Annotated in this window: 20 protein-coding genes and 3 pseudogenes; 12 read left to right on the top strand and 11 right to left on the bottom strand. The window is 69.9% G+C overall.

The genetic code is table 11. The annotated features are described in order from the left end of the window. Window positions 1–326: 326 nt before the first annotated feature. The gene (tehA, locus tag DA075_RS18695; protein WP_099954487.1) at window positions 327–1,355 is read right to left on the bottom strand and encodes a dicarboxylate transporter/tellurite-resistance protein TehA; all 1,029 of its coding nucleotides are present in this window, start codon (window positions 1,353–1,355) and stop codon (window positions 327–329) included. Window positions 1,356–1,465: 110 nt separating this feature from the next. Between tehA and DA075_RS18690 the strand changes: the two genes are divergently transcribed. The 5 genes from DA075_RS18690 to DA075_RS18670 all read left to right on the top strand — a co-directional run bounded on the left by DA075_RS18690 (window position 1,466) and on the right by DA075_RS18670 (window position 5,271). Then, window positions 1,466–1,687, top strand: a complete 222-nt coding sequence (locus tag DA075_RS18690; protein WP_244936193.1) for a hypothetical protein — start codon at window positions 1,466–1,468, stop codon at window positions 1,685–1,687. Between the two features lie 79 nt (window positions 1,688–1,766). Beyond that, window positions 1,767–2,903 (top strand): integrase, encoded by a 1,137-nt coding sequence (locus tag DA075_RS18685; RefSeq protein ID WP_338067980.1) that lies wholly within the window; start codon window positions 1,767–1,769, stop codon window positions 2,901–2,903. Between the two features lie 290 nt (window positions 2,904–3,193). Then, the gene (locus tag DA075_RS18680) at window positions 3,194–3,667 is read left to right on the top strand and encodes an integrase arm-type DNA-binding domain-containing protein (protein WP_099954484.1); all 474 of its coding nucleotides are present in this window, start codon (window positions 3,194–3,196) and stop codon (window positions 3,665–3,667) included. Window positions 3,668–3,842: 175 nt separating this feature from the next. Continuing rightward, entirely contained in the window at window positions 3,843–4,808 is a 966-nt protein-coding gene (locus DA075_RS18675; RefSeq protein ID WP_099954483.1) for a site-specific integrase, read from the top strand. Window positions 4,809–4,980: 172 nt separating this feature from the next. After that, window positions 4,981–5,271 (top strand): hypothetical protein, encoded by a 291-nt coding sequence (locus DA075_RS18670; protein ID WP_099954482.1) that lies wholly within the window; start codon window positions 4,981–4,983, stop codon window positions 5,269–5,271. Window positions 5,272–5,290: 19 nt separating this feature from the next. On the opposite strand, the pseudogene DA075_RS37580 reads toward DA075_RS18670, so the two are convergent. The 5 genes and pseudogenes from DA075_RS37580 to DA075_RS18645 all read right to left on the bottom strand — a co-directional run. Then, window positions 5,291–5,615 (bottom strand): annotated as a pseudogene (locus DA075_RS37580) (metallophosphoesterase); the annotation flags it as partial. Window positions 5,616–5,934: 319 nt separating this feature from the next. Continuing rightward, window positions 5,935–6,729: a Qat anti-phage system TatD family nuclease QatD gene (qatD, locus tag DA075_RS18660; protein WP_099954481.1), complete on the bottom strand. Its 795-nt coding sequence runs from the start codon at window positions 6,727–6,729 to the stop codon at window positions 5,935–5,937. Window positions 6,730–6,765: 36 nt separating this feature from the next. Next, window positions 6,766–7,947 carry a Qat anti-phage system QueC-like protein QatC gene (gene qatC / locus DA075_RS18655; protein ID WP_123834355.1) on the bottom strand — a complete coding sequence of 394 codons (1,182 nt, stop codon included), beginning with the start codon at window positions 7,945–7,947 and terminating at the stop codon, window positions 6,766–6,768. A gap of 95 nt (window positions 7,948–8,042) precedes the next feature. Next, a complete protein-coding gene (gene qatB / locus DA075_RS18650) occupies window positions 8,043–8,867 on the bottom strand; it encodes a Qat anti-phage system associated protein QatB (RefSeq protein ID WP_329618775.1) in 825 nt (274 codons plus the stop codon). Between the two features lie 48 nt (window positions 8,868–8,915). Then, complete coding sequence (locus DA075_RS18645) at window positions 8,916–10,781, bottom strand: KAP family P-loop NTPase fold protein (protein WP_099954478.1); 1,866 nt, start codon at window positions 10,779–10,781, stop codon at window positions 8,916–8,918. A gap of 287 nt (window positions 10,782–11,068) precedes the next feature. Here DA075_RS18645 and DA075_RS18640 point away from each other — a divergent pair, with 287 nt between their 5' ends. Together DA075_RS18640 and DA075_RS18635 are read left to right on the top strand one after the other, a co-directional pair. Beyond that, window positions 11,069–11,761, top strand: coding sequence for a DNA-binding protein (locus tag DA075_RS18640; protein ID WP_164712394.1), 693 nt, complete (start codon window positions 11,069–11,071; stop codon window positions 11,759–11,761). 136 nt (window positions 11,762–11,897) lie between these two features. Next, on the top strand, window positions 11,898–12,218 hold the full coding sequence (locus tag DA075_RS18635) for a DMT family transporter (RefSeq protein ID WP_099954476.1): 321 nt from the start codon (window positions 11,898–11,900) through the stop codon (window positions 12,216–12,218). A gap of 16 nt (window positions 12,219–12,234) precedes the next feature. Here DA075_RS18635 and DA075_RS18630 read toward each other — a convergent pair whose 3' ends face one another. Next, window positions 12,235–13,122: a LysR family transcriptional regulator gene (locus DA075_RS18630; protein WP_099954475.1), complete on the bottom strand. Its 888-nt coding sequence runs from the start codon at window positions 13,120–13,122 to the stop codon at window positions 12,235–12,237. A 103-nt stretch (window positions 13,123–13,225) separates the two neighbouring features. Here DA075_RS18630 and DA075_RS18625 point away from each other — a divergent pair, with 103 nt between their 5' ends. From DA075_RS18625 to DA075_RS18615, 3 genes are all read left to right on the top strand, one after another. Beyond that, the gene (locus tag DA075_RS18625) at window positions 13,226–13,678 is read left to right on the top strand and encodes a DoxX family protein (protein WP_099954474.1); all 453 of its coding nucleotides are present in this window, start codon (window positions 13,226–13,228) and stop codon (window positions 13,676–13,678) included. Window positions 13,679–13,813: 135 nt separating this feature from the next. Then, complete coding sequence (locus DA075_RS18620) at window positions 13,814–15,022, top strand: MFS transporter (RefSeq protein WP_099954473.1); 1,209 nt, start codon at window positions 13,814–13,816, stop codon at window positions 15,020–15,022. 597 nt (window positions 15,023–15,619) lie between these two features. Continuing rightward, entirely contained in the window at window positions 15,620–16,096 is a 477-nt protein-coding gene (locus tag DA075_RS18615; RefSeq protein ID WP_099954472.1) for a YciE/YciF ferroxidase family protein, read from the top strand. 127 nt (window positions 16,097–16,223) lie between these two features. On the opposite strand, the gene DA075_RS18610 is transcribed toward DA075_RS18615, so the two are convergent. Beyond that, a complete protein-coding gene (locus DA075_RS18610; protein WP_099954471.1) occupies window positions 16,224–16,697 on the bottom strand; it encodes a hypothetical protein in 474 nt (157 codons plus the stop codon). Between the two features lie 204 nt (window positions 16,698–16,901). Beyond that, window positions 16,902–17,813 carry an AraC family transcriptional regulator gene (locus DA075_RS18605; RefSeq protein ID WP_099954470.1) on the bottom strand — a complete coding sequence of 304 codons (912 nt, stop codon included), beginning with the start codon at window positions 17,811–17,813 and terminating at the stop codon, window positions 16,902–16,904. A 95-nt stretch (window positions 17,814–17,908) separates the two neighbouring features. Here DA075_RS18605 and DA075_RS18600 point away from each other — a divergent pair. Beyond that, window positions 17,909–18,660, top strand: a pseudogene (locus tag DA075_RS18600) (SDR family oxidoreductase). A 24-nt stretch (window positions 18,661–18,684) separates the two neighbouring features. On the opposite strand, the pseudogene DA075_RS18595 reads toward DA075_RS18600, so the two are convergent. Beyond that, window positions 18,685–19,340, bottom strand: a pseudogene (locus DA075_RS18595) (NAD(P)-dependent oxidoreductase). Between the two features lie 229 nt (window positions 19,341–19,569). Continuing rightward, window positions 19,570–20,460, bottom strand: a complete 891-nt coding sequence (locus DA075_RS18590) for a LysR family transcriptional regulator (RefSeq protein ID WP_099954469.1) — start codon at window positions 20,458–20,460, stop codon at window positions 19,570–19,572. Window positions 20,461–20,562: 102 nt separating this feature from the next. Here DA075_RS18590 and DA075_RS18585 point away from each other — a divergent pair, with 102 nt between their 5' ends. Next, window positions 20,563–21,432: an SDR family oxidoreductase gene (locus tag DA075_RS18585; RefSeq protein ID WP_099954468.1), complete on the top strand. Its 870-nt coding sequence runs from the start codon at window positions 20,563–20,565 to the stop codon at window positions 21,430–21,432. The last annotated feature ends 25 nt before the right edge of the window (window positions 21,433–21,457 follow it).

Raw genomic sequence — 21,457 nt, 5'->3', positions numbered from 1 at the left:
GTCTGGTCGCCGCTCCCATCCGGACCTTCAGCGGCAGTGCTCCGAATGTCCGCTTGGGGTCAGGAGTTCGCACACCGATTTTTCGGCTGTGCGCCATCAGCGGACCTCCGACCGAAGACATCGGAATGGCCGCTTGGAGGCCAACAGCTGTTGTTGAGATGGAATGGTTGCTCCGACCACCATAACCGTCCTCGGCAACGAACCGCTGCCGAAGCAACACGAACAAGAACGCTCCACCGTGATCGGTGGTTGGTCCAACAGCAAGGCACTCAACAACCGCTTGAAAGCAGTCGTCGGATTACTTGGCGAGATGACCGGGGGTACGGTCACGTCCGTGATTGGCTCGATGCCGTCGGTGCAGCAAACATCTTGCCCTGGAGCAGTAAAGCCACGGTCATGATGGTAAGGCCGACGACGAGGCCGTTCGCTGCCAGGAAAAGCACCGGGGCGAGGACGGCGACCGCTCCGGCATCGCCATGGGCAACCAGGCGAACCGGGGCCGTTGCCATGGCAGTCGCGCCGAAGCTGAAGGCCCAGAGCCCAGGGACAGCGCCGGCCTTCGCGATCCACGGCGAGAGCCGGGCCAGAACCAGAACCTGGAGCAGACCGTAGCCGATCAGGGCATGCGCGAAGAGGTCCGGCGCTCCGCCCGCGACCGAGAGGTAGGCCACGGCCCCCACCGGCGCGGGCGCCAGCTGGATGCCCAGGGTCGGGCGCAACGCGACGGGCTTCTCAGGCCCGGTCAGCAGGCGGTGGAGCAGAACCGATTCCATCGCGAGCCAGGAGAACAGGCCGGCGCCGAAGGCGAGCTGACCCCAATCCTGGTAGCCCAGGGCCGACGCCCCGGTCGCCGAGACGAAGCTTCCGGCCACGGTCGGCAGGTACAGCACCGCGGTGGTGGTGCCGTGGTCCCGGCCGCCTTGCCAGAGGCCGCCCGTCCGCCAGACCGCGAAGCCGAGCGTAAATAGGAAGCCGAGGCCGAACAGGACGGTTGCGGATCCGGCCGAGTAAGGGATGAGCCCGCTCGCGACGAGCATGGTCGCCACTCCGGCGAGGCCGATGAAGCAGCACTGGACCGCATGGGCCGCCTCGACCGCCAGCTTGTCCGGGGTGAGGACGGCCTTGAGGGCATAGAGGACGACGAGCACGGCCCAGACTGCGCCGGCGAGTACGTAGACCGCCTCCCCGACGACCGTGGGCAGGTGCCAGGCGAGCGCGGCCGCGCGCCAGGCCCCGCCCAGGCCGGATAGCCCCAGGACGATGCCGAAGTAGGCGGCCGGCGTGTTCGCGGCGACTTCCCTAATGCGCTGCGCGAGGTGGAGGCGTGGGCCGGCGACGATAGAGACCGTGGTCATGACCGTTCTCCTGTGAGGTCGGGATGTTGTCGGGCGGGCGCTGCGCTCTCCGAAGCCATCCATGGGAAGCGGCTATAGCCATGCCGCGGACATCAGCACGCAGCCAGGGCATGTTCCCATGCGAAGCCGAGGTGGCGCGGCGCCTCAGCCAGACCCCGATCGAGTGGGCTGCCAAGGCGAAGATCCTAGAGCGCGATGGCCTCCCGAAGGTCGACCCTTTGATGGGCGGTCGGCCATGGCCGGCAGTTCAAGCCTACTTTCTGAGGCGCTACGGTCTCTCGACCGTCGAGGTGATGGCACCCGACGGCGTGGAGAACCTCGATGTCCTCTGAATTCCCAACCCCGGGCCTGAAGCGCAAAGCGCGGAAGGGTGGACCGGACGTGCCTATGTGGGCGGCTCGCGCCGACCTCGTGAAGCGCGGGTACGAGCCCAAGACCGTCCGCCTCCCCTATCGCCTCGACGAGCCCGATGACGCGCCGCTGCTCTCCGCCGCGTGCCTCCGGCTGCAGGCCGAGATGCTGGAATGGTCAAGCGGTCACCTGCGCGATCCGAACCGGTTCGACGGCACGATCCGCAGCCTGTCACGCCGCTACCAGACCGACCCGGAGAGCCCCTTCAATCGCCGCCTCAAGCACACCACGCGGGAGAAGGATGCCCACGTCCTCACGCTGATCGAGAAGGCTTTCGGCGACCGCCTGGTGCCATCCCTGAAGCTCGCCGACTTCTGGCGCTGGTACGATGCGGCGAAGAAGCCCAAGGCCACCGGCCAGCCCGAGCGCGTCAGGCGCGCCTGGGGCATCATGAAGAAGCTGCGCGAGTTGTTCGCCTACGGAGTTGCGGCTGAACTCGACGGCTGCGCCCGGGTGCGCGACATCCTCGCCGAGATCCGCTTCCCACAACCCGCTAGGCGCCGCGTCACCCTCGACCTGGAGCACATAGAGGCCTTCATCCCGAAGGCGATCGAGATGGGGCGCATCTCCTTGGCACTTGCGACCGCGATCCAGTTCGACGCCGTCATGCGGCAGAAGGATGTGGTGGGAGAGTGGGAGCCGATCCCAGAGGGCGAGGCACTCACAGGCATCGTGCTGAACGGCCGGCGTTGGGTGAACGGCCTGACCTGGGCGGGCGTGGTGCTCGACGGCGTGACCCGCAAGGCGACGACGAAGACCGGCGCGATGATCGCGCACGACTTCTCGCTCTGCCCTCATGTCCAGCAGGTGGCCGCGCACGTCCTGCCTGAGCGGCGTGTCGGTCCTCTGATCGTCGATGAGCAGCAAGGCCGGCCCTACGCCGGTGACGCCTTCCAGCGCGAGTGGCGCAAGGTCGCCAGGGCTGCCGGCATCCCGGACCACATCTGGAACATGGATGCTCGGGCCGGTGCCATCACCGAAGCGGAAGATGCAGGAGCCGATCTCGATGCAATCCGAGCCACTGCTGCCCACACGGATGCGAAGACCACGGCGCGCTACTCGCGTGGCGCGGTCGGGAAATCACGAACGGTGGCGGAGCTGCGCTTGGCCCATCGGGCGGTGAAGAACAGCGCCTGAACGGGGATGAGGACCGCGATGGGGACCATGGGGTCCGTGAGATCAGCGGTAGACCGTCGAAAAAGCTGACGCTTCAACGGGTTATATGGAGCGGGCGATCGGGATCGAACCGACGACATTCAGCTTGGGAAGCTTTAGAGGCGGGTTTCCGAGCACCCGCGAAGCCTGTTAACCACTTCGACTAACTTCTTCATGTTGCAAGAATTTCTTGTGCCCCTGCGCAGTCCGCTGCGTTGCCGCGACCTCCGGGGCCGTGTTGTATCCCCGTTGTATCCCATGCGGAGGACACGGTGGCGAAGGCGAAGGAGCGAGGCGGCTACGAGCGCGAGCGCGTCCATCTCACGGCCGATGCCGTGGCGCGGGCGATGCGGCTGATCGACGAGGGACGGGTCCCGGGCCGCGGCATCGAGTTCGCCGACACGGCCAAGGACGCGACCGGCCTGACGCTGCGTGTCACGAAGGCCAGCGGCACCTGGTACCTGCGCCACCGCCGGGGGACGATCCGGCTCGGAGGCACCGACGTGATGGACCTACAGGCCGCGCGGATCGCCGCGGCCCGCGCGCGCCTGGACTTCGCCGCCGGGTTCGACCCGAAGTTCGACGCCGAGATCTTCGAGCGGTCCCTCGGCGAGGGCACGTCCCTGCCCGAGGCGGTCGAGCTCGCCTACCCCCCCGTTCGAGCCTCGCCGGCCGGAGCGAACCGAGGCGGACCGTCGGCGCGATGGTCCGTGGGAATGGCGCGACCTCGTCGACCTGTTCCTTGAGCATCACCTTCCGACCCTTCGCGAGGGTTGGGACAGCCAGTACGAGCGCGCCCTTCGCCTGCCCGAGTTCGCCGAGATCGCGGAGACGCCGGTCTCCGACGTCACGCTCGCGGACTTCGAGCGCGTCCGGGACGCCCTGGTTCGGAACCAGGCTCCGAGCACGGCATCCCGGGCGATGGCGAACGCCCGCGCGGCGCTCGATTGGGGTCACAGCGATCACTCCGGGCTCTGCGGCTGGACGGAGCAGGATGTCCCGTGGTGGTCCAACCGCGCGAAGGTCCGGTACAAGGCGCAAACGCGCGAGCACACGCCGACGGTTACGGAGCTCGTCCGGACGATCCTCGTTGCCGAGCACTGCCGGGCGCTCGGCGGCACGGACCAGGAGACCACCCCGGGGACGATCGCAGCCCTGTGGGCCGTCGTCCTGACCGCGCAGCGGACCGGCGCGCTTGGCGGGACCCGGCGGGATGGCGTCATCCCCGTGCCCGACCACCCGGGCTGGCTTGCCTGGACTTGGACCGGCGAGGAGATGAAGGGCGGCACGAGCGCGGCCCGCCCGCACGGCCTCCCGATCCCGCCCGAGGCATTGGCAATCTTCGCCAGGTTCGAGCGGGACAACGACAGCAACTGGCTATTCCCGAGCCGGGCGGCCGGCAAGCACGTCACCTCCGATGGCCTGAACCAGCTCCTCTACCGCCTCCAGGGAAAGACGAAGGCGGGCAAGAAGGGCGCCGTCACCGTCCGCAAGCGGGACTGGCTGAGGCTTGTCGGGGTCCGGCATTGGACCCCGCACGATGCCCGCCGGACGCTCTCATCCTACCTCGCGGACGAGGAGCTCGGCGGCGCCGGCAGCGCCATCCTCGCGCATAGCTCGGGCAAGGACACCGAGGAGGCGCGGATCGAGGACATCACGCGAAGGGTCTACGCCCGGGCGCAGCGCTTCCCGCTGAAGGCCAAGGGCATGGCTGCGTGGGTCCGGCACGTGCTCGACACATACGAGCGCGAGCGTCCTGTCGTCGAGCGGATGCTGCGGGCGGCACCGCCGGTCGAGGCGCCCGATCCCACGCCGGATCCCGAGCCCGTCGTGCGCGGGCCGGGCCGGCCGAGGAAGCCCAAGGCGGAGAGGAAGCCCCGGCGATGAGCCCCCTCCCCTCGGGTGTGTCCGCTCACCGGACAGACCCGGCCCTTGCGGCGCGCCCCGCGCGGGGGCATCCTCCTGGCATAGGGGACCGGCTCCGGCCGGTCAGCCTCCCGCATCCCCTTGAGGGCTCCCAACGATCGCACCGGCCGCCGCGCCGGGCAGGAGCCTTCCTATGCGCACCATCGACATCGCCGACATCGAGGCCTTCCTCCGCACGGGGCTGCCCCGTGCCACGGACGAGGAAGTCGCGTCCCTCGTCGCCCGCCTCGGCGGACGGGGCATCCGCCAGGACGACGCCGACCTGCTCCGACCCTTCACGGACAGGGACACGCCGCGCGACCGCATCGAGCGGATCCGGGCGGCGATCGGCTGCGTGCTGACCGGGCACCGCAACGGGTGGGTGCTCGGCAGGGTGAGCCCGACGGTCGAGCGCATCGTCGAGGCGGTCGCCGCGCGGGCCTGACCTCTGCACCCGCCCGGGCTTGCCCCGGGCCAGACGCGATGGGCGTAGTGGCTCAGCCAGACGCCCTGGGGCGTGCCGTCCGGTTGCTGGACGACCACCCGGGCGACGTCGACGACATCGTCCCAGGGCAGGCGCGCGCCGATCCTGTCGTGGTTCCCGCGGACGAGGAAGCGGCGGCGTCCCCTGAGGCGGGCGAAGACGGAGCGGGCGTAATCTTCGCTGCAGCGGTAGCAGAAGTCGCCGAGGTGCCAGACGGTGTCGTCGAGGCGCACCGCGGCGTTCCAGTTCGCGATCAGCGTCTCGTCGTGCTCCTCGATGGAGGCGAACGGACGTCGGAGGGACATCCGCTCGTCGAGGATGGCCCGGTGGCCGAAATGGTGGTCGCTCGACCAAAGGATTCTGGATGGCATCGGAGCCTCGCGGGTAGGGAGGCTCGGCCGTGGCGGCACTCCTGCGATCAGTGGGTGGGGTGCTGGCCGACGGGTTTCATGACGGTGTCTCCAGAGGGGGCAGCGAACCTGTCCCGGTCCGGGAGCCCGCGCAAGGCCGTGGTGCCGGGATCCACAAGGGCGCACCGCCGGGACGGGGCCGAGGGCCGTTCCGATTCACCGAGCCGGGATCCGAAACGCGCCTCGGCGGCGGGGTATCGGATAGCGCTACTTGCTACCCAGCGCGCAAGCGACTTTCGTTGGCGTGGGGCGCGGTTCGTGGTTCGACCGACATCTCGGTCGCGCGTTTCGCCAGGCGAAGAAGGTTCCGACGCAACCGGTGGCGCGTCTCTTCCTCGGCGATACCCCAGAGCCCTGCCAACACGGCTTCCGCGTCCAGGACGTCCCACGGCATGAGCGGAACTCCCGCGACCTGGGCAAAGGGTGCGTCGGTCTCGGTCAGCACTTTGTCGGCAGGCATAGCGGACACGAGGCGCAGGCCCGCAGGGGTGGCGAGCATGAGTGGCCCGACGCTGAACCAGCAGCCGGCCGCGACGGCACGTTCGAGTTCGCGCGAGGTTCCGCTGAACCAGTGCAGGACCGGAACCCCGCAGGCCGGAGCCGAGCCGAGGATGTCCAAAACGCAGCCTGCGGCGCGTCGGGAGTGTATGCTCAGCACGCGCCCACCCAGGCGGGCGCACTCCTCGACGATCCTCGCGAAGACCCGCTCCTGTCGGCCGAAGCTGGCCCGGTTCCTTGGGCTGCCATCGAGGCCGACCTCGCCGACGTAGGCGGTTCGCGGCAGCAGGTCGAGAAAGAGGTCGATCTCGGCGTGACGCTCGGCAACCAGTTCGGGATGGAGCCCAAGCGCGACCCTGATGCGCTGGCGGCCCGCGACGAGATCCATGTTGCCCTGGAACGCGAGCGGCGTCGTGGTGACGGCCAGAACGAAGGCGCCGCGTTTCTCGGCCTCGTCCAGCACTGCCGCCGGGTCCGGGTAGAGGTCGATGTGGCAGTGAAGGTCGATCAAGCGGGTGCCTCGGCTAACCGACAGCCGCCCGGAGACCTATCGGATCACGCCGACCCCTCTCAGGAAGGAGCCGAGCTCACCGATGCCACGCCTGGCGACGTCCTCGTACGGCGCGGTATCGGCACCGAGTTGGGCCGCATTGAGGGCGCCCCCGAGCCAATCCTTGAGGCCCGATGCCTCGACCCTTCCGACGGCCATGGCCGCGGCCCTGACGTCCTCGAAGTCGCGGTGCTTCCGGCCCGGGAGCGAGATGTCGTACTTGTAGGCGAGCGTCGCGTCCGTAATGCCGGCCGCGTGGAACGAGGCGCGCCGGATGAGGCAGGGCACGCATCGCCCGCACTGGGTGAAGGCGGTTCGGGCGTAGCGGCCGCAGCTCGTGGTCTCGCCCGCGTGGCTCAGCAGGAAGGCGCGATCGGCGCAGCCGGACAGCATCTCCCCCTTGGTCTTCAGGATGTACGGGTTCACCAGGCGGACCCGGAGGTCGGCGGCGTCGATCAGGTCCTGCAGACGGCGCATGAACACCGGGTGGGTGGTCCGCGTGCTGTGGCTCGCCATACGCAGCGGCGTCAACGGCACGTTCAGGCTGATGAAGCCGTTCTCGGGAACGTACAGGTCGACGGTCTGACCGTCCCGGTAGGTCGCGAGGCAGGTCGCGGCAAGGACGCCGTAGGCGATGAAGATGATCGAGCGGGCCCGCTGCGACCGGTCCGAAAAGCCGGCCGGCGGCCTGGCATTGTGGTTGAGCTGCAGGTGCATCCCATCGCCGGCGATCATGTGCCCCAGCTCGCGCTGGGTCTGCTTGTCGCCCTTGGCGATCTGGCTGACGAGCAGCGCCCGCCGCCCTTCAGCCCTGAGGTCGAGCGCCCCGATGAGGCTGTCGAGGCCGCCGGAAAGGAGGCAGACGCACTCCTCCGGCCGCGGCATGACCTGGGGCGGCGGCGCTGGCTGCAACCCGCCCCCGACGAACTCGATTCTCCAGCGGTCGGTCGAGAGGAAGCCGAGGGCGTCTTGGAGGATCTCCCGGCGCGCGTGCCAGAACACCGGGTCCATCAGGGCAACCGACAAGTCGATGCTTCGGGTCCACCCGTCCGGGCTGGAGCTGCGGGAGCACCCTTCATCGGCCGCGATGACGGAGAGTGCGACCGACAGGAAATCCCATGCCCGGGCCGAAGGCGCCAGGCCGAGACGACGTACCGTCGGGATCAGGGCGGTGGCCACGGAGCCGACGTCTGCGGCCGGAGGCGTCCCGTAGAGGACGTAGCGGAGGTCGGAGGGCGTTGTCGCGGCGACGCCTGCCGGAACGCACGTCACTCTCATCGCAGGTAGCTCTCGAAGACCTCGAAGGTGTCGCGCAACACGCTGGCGGCGAGCGTCGCGGCCCCCTGGCGGCTGAGGCGCTGCCCCCGGTCGGACCGCGCGCGGAAGCGGCGCGCCACTTCCTGCCGGACGTAGTCCTTGATCTGTTCGAGCCGGCTCGTGGCGGTCGCGGGATCGGGGGCCTTGTCGTGGACCGCCTTACCGACGTCGAGCTCGACCCGGTGGCAGAGGTCGTGGGCCACGTACCCCTCGACCACCACCCCGATCTGCTCCGGCGAAAGCGCCAGCAGGTCGGCGTCCGGCTCCGCCGCGATGAGGTCGGAGAGCGCGCGGGAAATCGCGTCTCTAGCAGCCTCGGTGTCCTGCGTTCCGTCCGAAGGCCTAAGGGCGTTGGCGATCCGGTCGGCGACTTCGGTGGCAGGGCGGCCGCGAAGCTCCGAGGCATCCAGCCCAAGGTCCACGGGCGGCCGGGTGCCGGAGCGCAGGGCATCCAGGACGCCGTAGAGGCCGCCGGCGGTGACCACCGTTCCGCCCATCCGGCGGGTCGCGGCCGTCGATCCGCCTAGCCCGGTCCGGCTGTAATGCCCAAGCCCGCGGCGCAGGTCGTCCCGAGAACCCGAGCGGGCGAAGTGCCCCAGGCTCGTGCGCGCCGCCGAGAAGCGTCGCGGTGGCGCAAATTGATTGGGTGGGGCCGGCGGGAGCGGCTGCGGGACGTCCTGCGCCGGGGGTGCGGGGCTCTCGTCCGGCGCAGCGTCGGGCGGCGCCTCGGGCGGCAAGGGCGGGAGCAGCGGCGGCAGAGGGGGAACCCAGGGGGGCACCATGGGCACCCCGCCGCCCGGACCAGTGCTCGACGAGGAGGTGCCCATCAGTCAGCGCCCCCGTCGCGAGCCAGCCGAAATCGCACGCTTGACAGGTGCCGGCGTGTCGTCCTGCTCGGCCCAATGCGACAGGACCGTTGCGGCCCAGGGCTTGTCGGACAGGATCGGCACGATGGGGGCCGTAAGCTGCGCCGGCGGCACGTCGCGCAGGAAACGGGCGAACGTCGAGCCGTGATCCGGGTCGACGGCCGCGATCGTCAGGGCGGCGTGCAAGATGGGCGGGGTCCCCCATTCCTGAACCTGTCGAGCCTTGCCGAGCACCCGTTCCATGATCTGGGCGGTCTCCCGGTGAGGCAGGCCGCGAAGCTGGGTGACGAGTTGCTCGCTGATGCCGGACCTAATCGCGAGCACCCCGGCGAGTAGCGCTGCGGCCTCGGACGACATCTCGTCGTTCGGCGTGATGACCGGCAGGTGGTCGCGGCTCACGTACACGACGGCTCGGAGGTCGAGGTCGGCAAGTGGGGGATCGAGCGCCAGCCATCCCTTGGCGAAGTCGCCGTTGAACTCGGGCCTCAAGCCCGGCGGCTGCTCTCCCTTTCGCGCGGCCTCTTCCCAGGGTGCCAGGAACGCCGGCTTGCCCTCGTCGTGCGCCGCCACCGCCTTCAGGATGCTTGCGTAGGCGTCCTTCTGCCCGCACCGCTCGAACAGCAGCATCTTCGCCAGGACCTGTTCGTCCACCGTGACGCCCTGCCTCCGAGCAATCGACATCCGGATCGAAAGCGTATTGAGGAAGCGCTTGATCAGGCGCGGATTGCCCGAGATGCGCTCCGCCGTCGCCATCGTCGGCGCGAGGCGGTCCGCGAGGTCGAAACGGGCGGCCAGGGCGTCGGGGCAGTCCTGGATGAGGGTCTTAACGAAGGCCGCGTCGACGCGCTTGCCCTGCCAAGTCTGTCCGAGCCGTGCGCAGATCGCCGTCCGGAGCTCGTCGCGCCGTTCCGCCTCAAGCCCGCTGTTCTCGATGAACAGGAGCATCAGGTAGGCGCGCACGTCTTGGGTCCCGAGCGGCGGCACCCGGATCGGGACCTGGATCAGCTTATCGAAGTAGCTCGTGATGAGGTCGTCATCGAGCGCCACGTCGAAGTTGAAGTGGGCGCGCACCGCGTTCCGGATCATGCGATCGTCCGCCGCGATGACGAAGGCCGTGCCCTCAAGGAAGAGGAATAGGCGGACCGCCTCCAAGGTCGCGATGGCGGTCGCTGGCAGGCAGCGGTCCAGGTCGTCGATGAGCACCACGAGCGTGACGCCAAGCTCCTCCAGGGTCGCCTCGAAGTGGTCGCGCAACTCCTGGATCTGCTTCGGTGGCGAAGGCCGCTCCTTCTTGTCGCCGACGAGCCCCTTGCCCGTGTCCGCCGCCTCCTTGCCCGCCGCCTTGGCCGCGTCGACATCCTCCTTCGTGACGTCGCCGTCCGTCAGACCGCGAAACGCGTCCCAGAGCCCCCCGAGGACGCCGGGCAACGGCATGCCGACCGCGACGGAGCCGGCCACCCCGGCGGCCAGACCCGCCGCGCGTGCCCAGCGGACACGACCGAGGAATTCAAGGATGTGGGTGGTCGGCTTCTCGTGCTCCTCGGCGTACTCCAGGAGCTTGGTGCCGATGACCTCCATCAGCGCCGACCGGGCATCGTCGTAGCCCTGGTAAAGCCAGGCGTTGAACTCGACGAACGCGAAGTCCCGACCCTCCCGGCCGTCAAGCTCGGCCCGGAGGAGCTTGACCATGGAGGACTTACCGGCGCCCCATCCACCCGATACCCCGAGCGACAGCGCCTGCCCCTCGGCCTGAACGATCATCTCGGCGGCGGTCGCCGCGACGGCATGGAAGTTGAGGAAATCCCGCGCGGTTTCCTTGTCCGACCACATGCGCCAGCCCCCCAAGGCCAAGTTCGCCAGTCAAGGCATTTGAGCCCCTTTTGTTCCAGTGCCTCGGTGAGGTGACCCACAACCTAGAAGCGACGATGCACGCTCGGGGCCGCGCAGTCGTCCTGAACTGCGCCAAGCCATTGCTCTGGATGCCGCGCGAACAGGGTATCGGGTCACGCTACCTGATACCCGACCGCGGAGTCGCGAATCCGCGCCCCCGCAGGGCCGATTTCAGCGCCCGCTTAACTTCGTGCAGGCATGCTCCCCGCCACCCCAGGGGACCGCCCATGCCGTCCGAGTTCACCGTCTTCCTCGTCGCCGACAGGCTGCTCGCCAACGGCGAGCGGCCCAGCCTGCGCAAGGTGCGCGAGGCCATCCCAACCGGCGGTTCCCCCCGCGAGGTTTGCAAGCACCTGCGCGCCTGGCGGAAGAAGCGCAGCTACGACCCCAAGCTCGAACCCACCGACATGACCAAGGGCATGAAGGAAAAGGGGCAGGCGCTCGCCATGGAACTCTGGAAGCAGGCCAAGCGCGAGGCCACCCAGGCGTTCGCCCGCGAGCGTGCCGCCGCCGAGACCGACGCCGCCGACGAGAATCAGGACCGCGAGCACCTGCTCGGCATGATCGAGACCCTCCAGGCCGAGAACGTGGCCCTGCTCGCCCGCGCCGAGGCCGCCGAGGCCGGGAGCGGTCGCGTCCAGGCGCGCCTAGCGAAGGTCGAGTACCAGCTCGACCGCTTCCGTGCCGAGGAGTTCAGGGACCGTGTCATGCAAGAGATAGCCGAGCTCCTCGCCGAGCGCGGTCCCCTAACGCCGACCGAGATCCTGCCGGAGCTCAGGGCCGCGACGCTGCGCGGCGCCACCTTGCACAAGGAACCCCTGACGGCGGGCACGCTGAAGAAGAAGATGGATGTCCGCGTCTTCCACGGACGGTACTTCGAGCCGCAGGACGAGGGTCGCTACGCCCGAAAGGCCAGCTGATCGCGGCCAGGAACGCTTGACTGGGGAGTGGATGTCGTATTCCCTGGCCATCGCCGCATACGCAGGCGACGGGGAACGACCCCGCCCATCGTGGGAAGCAATGTCCGGGTCGGCCCGGCTCTCTTAGGAGGGCCGCATGGCCTGGATCTATCTCGTCGGCGCAGGTTTCCTGGAAATCGTCTGGGCCTACGCCATGAAGCAGTCCGAGGGCTTCACCCAGATTGGTCCGACGCTCGTCATGGCGGCGGGCATGGTCGGCAGCTTCTGGCTGCTCGCGGTAGCCATGCGCACGCTGCCCTTGGGCACGGCCTACACCATCTGGACCGGCATCGGCGCGGTGGGCGCCTTCGTCGTCGGCATCGCCGTGCTGGGCGAGCAGGCGAGCCCCATGCGCATTCTCGCCGCGGCGCTCATCGTCTGCGGCCTGGTGACGATGAAGCTTTCCACCTCCCAGTAGACACGGCGGCGCCCGCTCAAGGCGACCAGCGGGCGGTCGCGAGGCCCTCGACCAGCGCCGTCACCACGGCATCGACCCGCGCGACCCGGCGCAGGTCCTCGTGGGTCAGCACCCAGAGCGTCGAGGCGAGGTCGAGGACGTCGCTGCCCGGCAGGCGCACGAGTCCCTCGGAGGCCTCGCCGAGGTAGCAGGGGAGCAGGGCGAGGCCGATGCCCGCGCGCGCCAGGTCGCGCAGGGCGACGAACGTGTCGGCCCGGAGCACCGGCTCGCAGTCCAGCAGGTTTGCCCGCAGCCATCGGGCGGCGGCGGTGTCTTGCAGAGAGGCGTCGGGCCGGAGCCACGCGTGGTCCGCGAGGGCGGTGTCCGGCGGGCGTCCGTCCAGATAGGCCGGCGCACCGTAGACCGCGTAGGGGACGACCGCGAGTTGCCGGCCGATCAGGCTCTCGGGCGGCGACTTGGGGGTCGGCCGCAGCGCGATGTCCGCCTCGCGCCGGGTTAGGACGGCGAAGGCGTTCGCGGTCGACACCTCCAGCGTGATGCCGGGGTGCGCCGCCCGCACCGATGCCAGCGCCCGCGGCAGGACCGAGGCGACGAGCGTGTCCGTGGTCGAAAGGCGCACCGTGCCGGTGAGCCTGCGGTCGAGCCCGGCCGCGCGGCGCTCGACGTCGTGGATGACCCCGTCGACGGCGGCGAGGCCCCGCACCATCTCCTCGCCGGCCGCCGTCGGGACGTAGCCCCAGGGATGGCGGTCGAACAGCCGCACGCCCAGGCGGGTCTCGTAGGCGCCGAGGCGGCGGAGCACCGTCGAGTGGTTGACCCCCAGGGCGCGCGCCGCGGCCGCGAGCGACCCGGCCTGCGCGACGGCCAGCACGTAGCGAAGGTCGTCCCAGTCGCCCCTGTGCATTTCCGCGGATGATATCGGCAAACTCGCAACTCCCCATGCGTCAGAGCACAGGGTACATCATGACGGTGCGCAAGCGAGACAATTCTCCATCGGGAGCCGAGACATGACCCAAACCCCCGCCGCCTACGGCACGACGCTGCTCCGCGTGACGCTCGGCTTCGCCCTCATCGCCCACGGCCCGTATCTCAAACCCTTCGTCTTCGGCATGGACGGGGCCTCGGCGTTCTTCGACAAGCTCGGCCTGCCCGGCCCGCTCGCCTGGGCCGTCATGGCCGTCGAGGCCGTGACCGGGCTGATGCTGGTCCTGGGCCTGCAGACCCGCTACGCCGCGCTCGCCGCGCTCCCGGTCCTGCTCGGCGCGACCTGGGCCCACTCCGGCAACGGCTGGCTGTTCACCAAGGGCGGCTGGGAGTACCCGGCGTTCTGGGCCCTGGCGCTCGCCGCGCAGGCCCTGTTGGGCAACGGCGCGCTCGCGCTCTCGAACGCCCTCGGCCATCCGGATGCCCTCGGGCGGTTCCCGAAGGCGCAACCTCTTGCGGCCCGACAGGCAGCGTAGCCTCGTCCGGCAACCGGACCTAACGACAAGAGCGCCGCGACCGGTTCGCGGCGCCCTCGCTTGTCCCGCCCTCGGCAACGCTTCGCGGCGCCGGAAAGGAAATACGTTCATGGTGCCGCGGCATCCCGGCTCTCGATGACCGAACGACTTCACGCCCCCGTCTCCCGCGCCGACGCCATCGCCACCCAGACGCCGCCGGACGGCCTGGCCCTCCTGCGCTGGTTCGTCTCCGCCGCCGCCATGGGCGTCCTGCAGGCGGCAGCTCCGGTCGCGTTCTCGCTGGTCGCACTGGGCCTGACCGGGGACGCCAGCGGCGGGGCAGCCATTGTCCTTGCCATGACGCTCGCGCAGGTCGTCGGCGCCGTGCCCGTCGCCCGGCTCGGCACGGCCATGCGCGCGGCGGCGTTCCTCAGGATCCTGGTCGGCATCCGCACGCTCGCGCTAGGCTGCATGGCCGTCCTGGTCTCGCGCGAGGTGGCGCTGCCGTGGCTCGTCGCCTGCGCGGCGGTCTCGGGATCGGTCAACGGCGCGGCCTACGGGTACCTGCGCTCCACGCTCAACCGGTTGACGCCCGAGGCTCGGTTGCCGCGCGCCCTCGGGATCGCGGCCACGCTCAACGAGGTGACCTTCGTGCTGGCCCCGGTCCTGGCGTCGGTGGTGGGCACTGTCTCCCCAGCCTTCGCGGTTGCCACCATCGCGGTGCTGGGCGCCGTTCCGGCTCTCCTGGTTCCCTCCGCAGGAGAGGCATGCGCCGGTGACGCGCCGGAGACCGGTGGTTCGGTCGTCAGCGCTCCCATGCTGCTTTGGCTGCTGTGCGCGACCGCGGGCGGCGCCGCGGTGGCGGCCATCGAGATCGGGGCCGTCGCCCTCGCGCTGAGCTTCGGCCACGAACCGGCGATGGCCATCCTGTTCACGGTCCCCCTGTGCCTGGCCTCCGTGGCGGGCGGCGTGTGGGTCAGCGTCCGGAATCTGAAGGCTTCCCGCACATCCGTCCTGGCCCAGTTGTCGGTGATGACGGTCGGCTCGCTGCTCGCGGCCCTCGATGCGTCCCTCGCCCTGACCGTGGCCGGCGCCGTGCTGATGGGCTTCGTCCTGGCACCCCTGGGTACCTACTACTCGCTCGTGTTCGACGCGCTCGCCCCGGCGCACAGGCGTGCCGAGGCGTTCGCCCTCCTGCGCACGGCGAACTCGGTCGGCATCATCCTGGCCAGCGCGGTCCTGACAGTGGCGTCCCTCCCGGTGACCCTGGCGGCCGTCGCGGGCATGATGCTGGCCGTGACTTCGTTGGTCGGCTTCACCCACCGGAGGGCGCGAAGCGAGCCGCGGCCCGCCACCGCCGATTAGCGCAGCGAACCGCCGCTTCCGACCCCGACCGGGCCGTTGCGGGACCGAGGTAGTCATCCCATCCAGATGTTCTCGACGGACGCTCCGGTCCCGCTTTGACCGCGGTCGCTCATCCACTTGCCGTAGGGGCCGATGCAGCCCATCCCGACCGCCACGACCTTGCCTGACGGCTACTCGGCGGTGCCCGCGGGCCACATCGCCACCGTGGTCATCAGCCCTGAAATGTTGGCAGCGCCTTCCCCGGCGCCCAAAGCGACCCTTCCCGCAGCGTTGGAGCTACGGCCGCTCGACCGTTCGACGTCGGACGTCTACCGCACGCTGTTCGTGCGACGGAAGCGCCGGGTCATGCCTATCTCTGACTTACACTGTCCCAGCAATGGCCGCGCTCAACGGCCAGCCTGGTTGTTTGAATTCTAATGCTTTTCTGATCTTGATGGTAAGTGCAAGCGCCAATCCCAACCAATACCTGGCTGAATTCAGCCGGTTATCATAAAGCAACTGACATTTATCGTCGCACACGAGGTGCAGCTTGCTTTTTGGGCGTTCTCCGTGGTGTCGGCCGCATCCTGCGTCGACGCTCCCACCCGGAGGACGACGATGAACAACGACGCTCTCAAGACGCTCGTGGCCCAAGAGCTCGCTGCCATGAAGAACGGCGGCAAGGTCGCCGCGCAGGCCACCGACGAGATCCGGCACGACGCCCACCATCCCGACCTCAAGGCGGCCCTGGAGCAGGGCAACCAGACTTCGCAGCAATGGGCGCAACGCATCGACCAGGCCCTGCAGGAGGCGGGCGGCAGCGGCGAGCAGAAGAACCCGGTGCTGGAAGGCCTCTACGAGGTCAGCCGCCAGATCCGCCAGCAGGCGCCCGATGACGATTCGCGCGACCTCGGCATCATCGCCACCGGCCAGCTCGCACTGCACTACTGGATCACGGCTTTCGGCACGATCCGCGCCTACGCCGAGCAGGCCGGCTTGAGCGGAACGGCGCCAGCGATGCAAACCTCCCTCGACGAGGCCAAGGCGGCCGACGAGCGGCACAACGAGATCGCCGCCACGATCATGGGCGCCTGAGCGACCGACCAACCCTCGGGGTCCCGCGACGCGCAGCATGTGGCTCCAACGCATGCTGCGCGAAGCCGATGTGATCCACTTGGTAAGCCGACGCCGCTCGATACGCTTGAGCCGGCGCCAGGCCGCCTCACGGCGATGACCGGTGCCTTTTCGTCTCCGCCGATGCGACCACCAAAGCGGCGAGGCCGACGGCGACGGCGTCCTCGGCAAGGCCCCGGGCTCGTCCTGTAGATGTCCGCGAGTCCCCGCCCCGGGCGCCTCGCCCGAGGAGCGTGCCCGCGACCGCGCCGGCGACGCCGGCCAGTGCGCCGTACTCGGGCGAGGCACGCCGGCCGGCCAGGACCCAGCCACCGACCGCGCCGATGGCGAGCCGGAGCGCGAACGAAGGCGGGATGCGGCGGTCGGGTGCGAACGGCATCTTGTCGCCGGCCATCTCGGCCGCGGCGGCCGTCGTGGCAAGAGCCCGCGCGCCCGGACCGGCGGGGATGAAGTCGCCGCGCGTCCGGCCCTGCGATGCCGCCCACGTCAGCGCGGCGCAGGCGGACATGCTGCGCATCCCCGCCACGAACCCGATGCCGAACGAGGCCCCGTATTCCCGCATGTTCGCCGCCCCTTGCCCGAGATGCCCCGACCGGATGGCAAAGCGGCTGCGTCGGCCGGTGTTCCGCGCGAGCTACGCCGGGGGTCATCAACGACGGAGGCGGGACGCTCTTCGACCGGGCGCGGTCGCAAGCCTGACCCGCGACCGCCGGCCGACGGCTCGTGGCGGTTGGGCGTGTTCCCGGTCCGGTCGCGGCCCGCCTTGTCATGCGACTTCGCGAACGCCTCGCTCCCGCGCATACGCGGCCGGCGGAAGGCCCACATGGCGGGAGAACGCCACGCTGAACGTGCTCGCGGAGCCGTAGCCTACCCGCGCGGCCACCTCGGCGACGCCGCCGCCCTCGCGACGCAGGAGGTCCTTCGCCAGGACCATCCGCCAGTCGAGGAGGTACTCCATCGGCGCGACCCCGACCGCTCGCCTGAACCGCTCGAAGAACACGGAGCGCGAGAGCCCCGCCTCCTGCGCCATGCGCGCGACGGTCCATGACGCGGTCGGTCGCTCGTGCATCCTGCGCAGGGCCGCGGCCAGGCGCTCGTCGCCGAGCCCCCGCACGAGGCCCGGCGACGTCGCGGGACCGTTCATGGAGCGCAGTGCCTCGATCAGCATGACCTCCAGCAGCCGCGTCAGGATGAGGTCGCGCGCGGGCCTGCGCTGGCGCGCCTCCTCGCCGACGAGGTGCACGAGGGAGGCGAGCCTGGTCTGGCCCCGGACCTCGACGAGGCTCGGCAGGAGCGACACCAGCAGCCCAGCATCGGGCGAGCCGAAGGTGCAGTAGCCGACGAGCAGCCGGACGTCCGCCGGCCCATCCTCATGCCCGATCCGGAACTCGCCGGGCCGCATCTCGACCGGCATCGTCTCGGAGCCTTCGGTCGGGGGCGTGGGGCTCGACATCTCGAACGCGTCCGCGGCCGGGACGAGGACAAAGTCCCCCGGCTCCAGGATCACCCTGTCACGCCCCCGGACCGCCAGGCCGCAGGATCCATCAAGGACGGCGCAGTAAAACGGACGACCGTGCTCCGCCCGGCGAACGCGCCACGGGCCCGAGCCGCTCACGGACTTGGAGAACGCGGCGCTCGGCCGGAGGAGGGTGACGACATCGGCGAGCGGATCGGCCATTTCCGGACTGACGCTAATAAGATCGGGACGTGCGATTGTAGCCCGTCCCGCAGGCCGGATCTATCCAACGACGGTCACAACTTGTTGGAGCCGACATGCAAACCGTCCTGATCACCGGCTGCTCGTCCGGGTTCGGTTTGAGACCGCCCGCCTCTTCCTAGACCGGGGGTGGAACGTGGTGGCCACCATGCGCACGCCGCGCGAGGTGAACCTGCCCGCCACCGATCGCCTGCGCGTGCTCGCCCTCGACGTCACCGACGCGGCGAGCATCCGCCAAGCCGTCGAGGCCGCCGGGCCCATCGACGTCCTGGTCAACAACGCCGGCATCGGCTGGCTGAACGCACTTGAAGGCACGCCGATGGACGTCGTGCGCGAGATCTTCGAGACGAACACGTTCGGAACGTTCGCCATGACCCAGGCGGTGCTGCCGCAGTTCCGGGAGCGCAGGGCTGGCGTCGTCGTGAACGTCTCTTCGAGCGTCACCCAGAAGCCCCTGCACCTGCTCTCCGTCTACACGGCGAGCAAGGCCGCGGTGAACGCCTTCACGGAATCCCTGGCCCTGGAGCTGGAGCCGTTCGGCGTGCGGGCGAGGCTCGTCATCCCCGGACGGGCGCCGGAGACGGCCTTCGGGCAGAGCGCACGGTCCCGCATGACGGGGGGCTTCCCCGAGCCCTATGCCGACCTGGTGCAGAAGGTCTTCGCGTCATGGCAGCAGCAGCCCGAGACCGAGGTGACACGCCCCTTCGACGTGGCCGAGGCGGTCTGGCGCGCCGTGACCGACCCGGCCTGCCCGATCAGCCTGCCCGCCGGCGCCGATGCCGTCGTCCTGGCCGGTCGCGCCGCCTGAGGCGGCGTCGGCTCGCATACGCGCTCACCAGGTGATCAAGGGGGTTCGACCGAGCCACGCGTCGGCATCGACTTGGTCGAGCACAAAGCGCGCGACGTCCTCGCGGGTGATGCTCCCGCCATGGAAGCCTGACAGGTCGGTGAGCGCCCGGACGGCGCCACGGCCGGCCTTATCGCTCAGGACGGCGGGACGGACGAGCACCCAGTCGAGGCCGCTCCGCCTGACGATGGCCTCCTGGCGGTCCTTGTCGGCGTAGACGTGGCGTAGGAGCAGCGGGAAGATCAGGCGGTCGAAAGCGAAGCCGCCGTGCCCCCGACTGTCACCCGCACCGATTCCCGTGATCGCGACGAGGCGCGCAACTCCCTCGGCCTTCATGGCGTCGACCAGGGTACGGGTGACCTCGGACAGGAGCGTCACCTGCCGGAACGGGCTTGCCGGCGTGCCTAGCGCGCTCACCACCGCGTCCCGCCCCCTCAGAGCCTCTCGCAGCACCTTCGGGTCGCGGGCGTCGCCCACCGCCAGCCTGGCACCAGGGAGGACGTCTGCCTTCCCAGGTGAGCGCACCAACGCCGTCACGTCGAAGCCGCGTGCCGGGCCTGGGCGACGATCCGCCTGCCCGTCCCGCCGGTGGCGCCGAGAACCAGGATCTTCGGTCGGGGTTCGCTCGATACGGTTTGCATGGCTGCCTCCGGGAAGCTGGCTGCTTCTCACGAGGCCAAAGCTAGCGATCCGTGAATGGGCGAATAGTCGTACGATATAGACGTACCGTTCCACATGCGAGACGGCTGGCGCACGTTGGCTGCCAACCCTGGAAGAGCTTCACGGGCTGATTACGCGAGCGCGAGCCGCTGATCGAGGACGCCCGCCGCACCTTCGATGACGCGCAGGCTTCGGGGCGCCGGCCCGTACTCACGTGCCGATGTAGGACGCCAACTCGTCCGGCGTGCCCTGCGGAAACGCCTGCTTCAGGTGGTCGAGGAACGCCGAGACGCGGGCGCTGAGCAGCCGGCGGGAGGGGTACAGTGTCCAGAGCGCGATGTCGGGCCCCTCGACGTCGCCCCAGTGGACCAGCCTGCCCGCGGCCAGGTCGTGGCTCACGAGCGAGATGGGGAGCGAGGCGGCCCCGACGCCGGCCCGGACCGCGTCGCGGACCATGATCATCGACGACAGCCTGAGGACCGGCTCGAACGGGATGCGCGGCGTCCCGTCCTGCACCTTCACCTTCCAGCTGTCGCCACCGCCCGGACCGCGCACCACGGCCGGAACGGGCCGGTTGCCCCGAGGCTGCCCGAGGGCTGGACTGGCCACGACGACCAGCCGGTCGCGCAGGAAGACGCGGCCGACCAGGCTTTCGTCGGTCTCCGGGTTGACCCGAATCACGAGGTCGTAGCCCTCCTCGACCATGTCGACGGCCCGGTCATCCGTCGTGACCTCCAGCCGGACCTCCGGGTGCTTCACGGCGAACTCGGCCGCGAGCTTTCCCATGGCCACCTGCGAGAACAGGAGTGGCGCGCTCACCCGCAGCCGGCCGCGCGGCTTCGCGCCGCCCGAGGCGATGGCCGCCGCGGTCTCGTCGAGCTCGGCCAGCAGCATCCCAGTCCGTTCGTGGAGGGCCCGCCCCTCCTCGGTGAGCGTCAGCGTGCGGGCGCCGCGTTCGAACAGACGGAGTGCAAGCGCGCCCTCCAGTTCCGAGACCCGGCGCGACAGCGTCGCCTTCGGGCGTCCGGCCGCCCGAGCGGCGCGCCCGAACCCGCCATGGCGGGCAACGAGGTTGAAGTCGGCGAGGGCGAGAAGGTCCATGCGTTCCACCAGCGAGACGGACCGTCCAGATATAGTGTCTGTAAGTACGAACGTGGATCGCTAATTTCCGTCCTGTCAACAGCAGCAACCCGGAGAGATCCCATGACCATTCTCGTCACCGGCGCCACCGGCACCATCGGCCGCCATGTCGTCGACAATCTCGCGAAGCGCGGCGCCGACGTGCGTGCCCTCGTCCGCGATCCGGCCAAGGCGGGACTTCCGGCCGGCGTGGCCCTGGCGCAGGGCGACCTGCTCGACGTCGACGCCCTTCGCGGCGCCTTCCAGGGCGTCTCCACGCTCTTCCTGCTCAACGCCGTGGTGCCCGACGAATTCACCCAGGCGCTGATTGCCCTCAACGTCGCCCGGGAGGCCGGCATCAAGCGGGTCGTCTACCTGTCGGTGATCCACAGCGACGTCTACGTGAACGTGCCCCACTTCGCGGGCAAGTTCGGCGTCGAGCGGATGATCGAGGCGATGGGCTTCGAGGCCACCATCCTGCGCCCCGCCTACTTCATGAGCAACGAGATGACGGTCAAGGACGTCGTCCTCCAGCATGGCGTCTACCCCATGCCCATCGGCGCCAGGGGTTTGGCCATGGTCGACGCGCGCGACCTCGGCGAGGTCGCCGCTCTCGAACTCATCCGCCGGGAGCGGGCTGACGGGCCGCTTCTCCTGGACCGGATCAACGTCGTCGGGCCCGAGACGCTGACGGGCGAGGCCGTGGCCGCGATCTGGTCGGAGGTGCTGGGCCGCCCGGTCGCCTACGGCGGCGACGACACCGCCGGGTTCGAGCAGAACCTCCGGCAGTTCATGCCGGGCTGGATGGCCTACGACATGCGCCTGATGGCCGAGCGCTTCCTGACCGACGGCATGGTCCCGGAGGCCGGCGACGTCGAGCGCCTGACCTCGCTCCTGGGCCGCCCGCTGCGCACCTACCGCAACCTGGCGGCCGAGATCGCGGCCTCGGCCTGACGGACGGCGCTCACGCCACCCCATC

Source organism: Methylobacterium currus (assembly GCF_003058325.1).
GTDB lineage: Bacteria > Pseudomonadota > Alphaproteobacteria > Rhizobiales > Beijerinckiaceae > Methylobacterium > Methylobacterium currus.
This window is presented reverse-complemented; position numbering and strand designations above follow the sequence as displayed.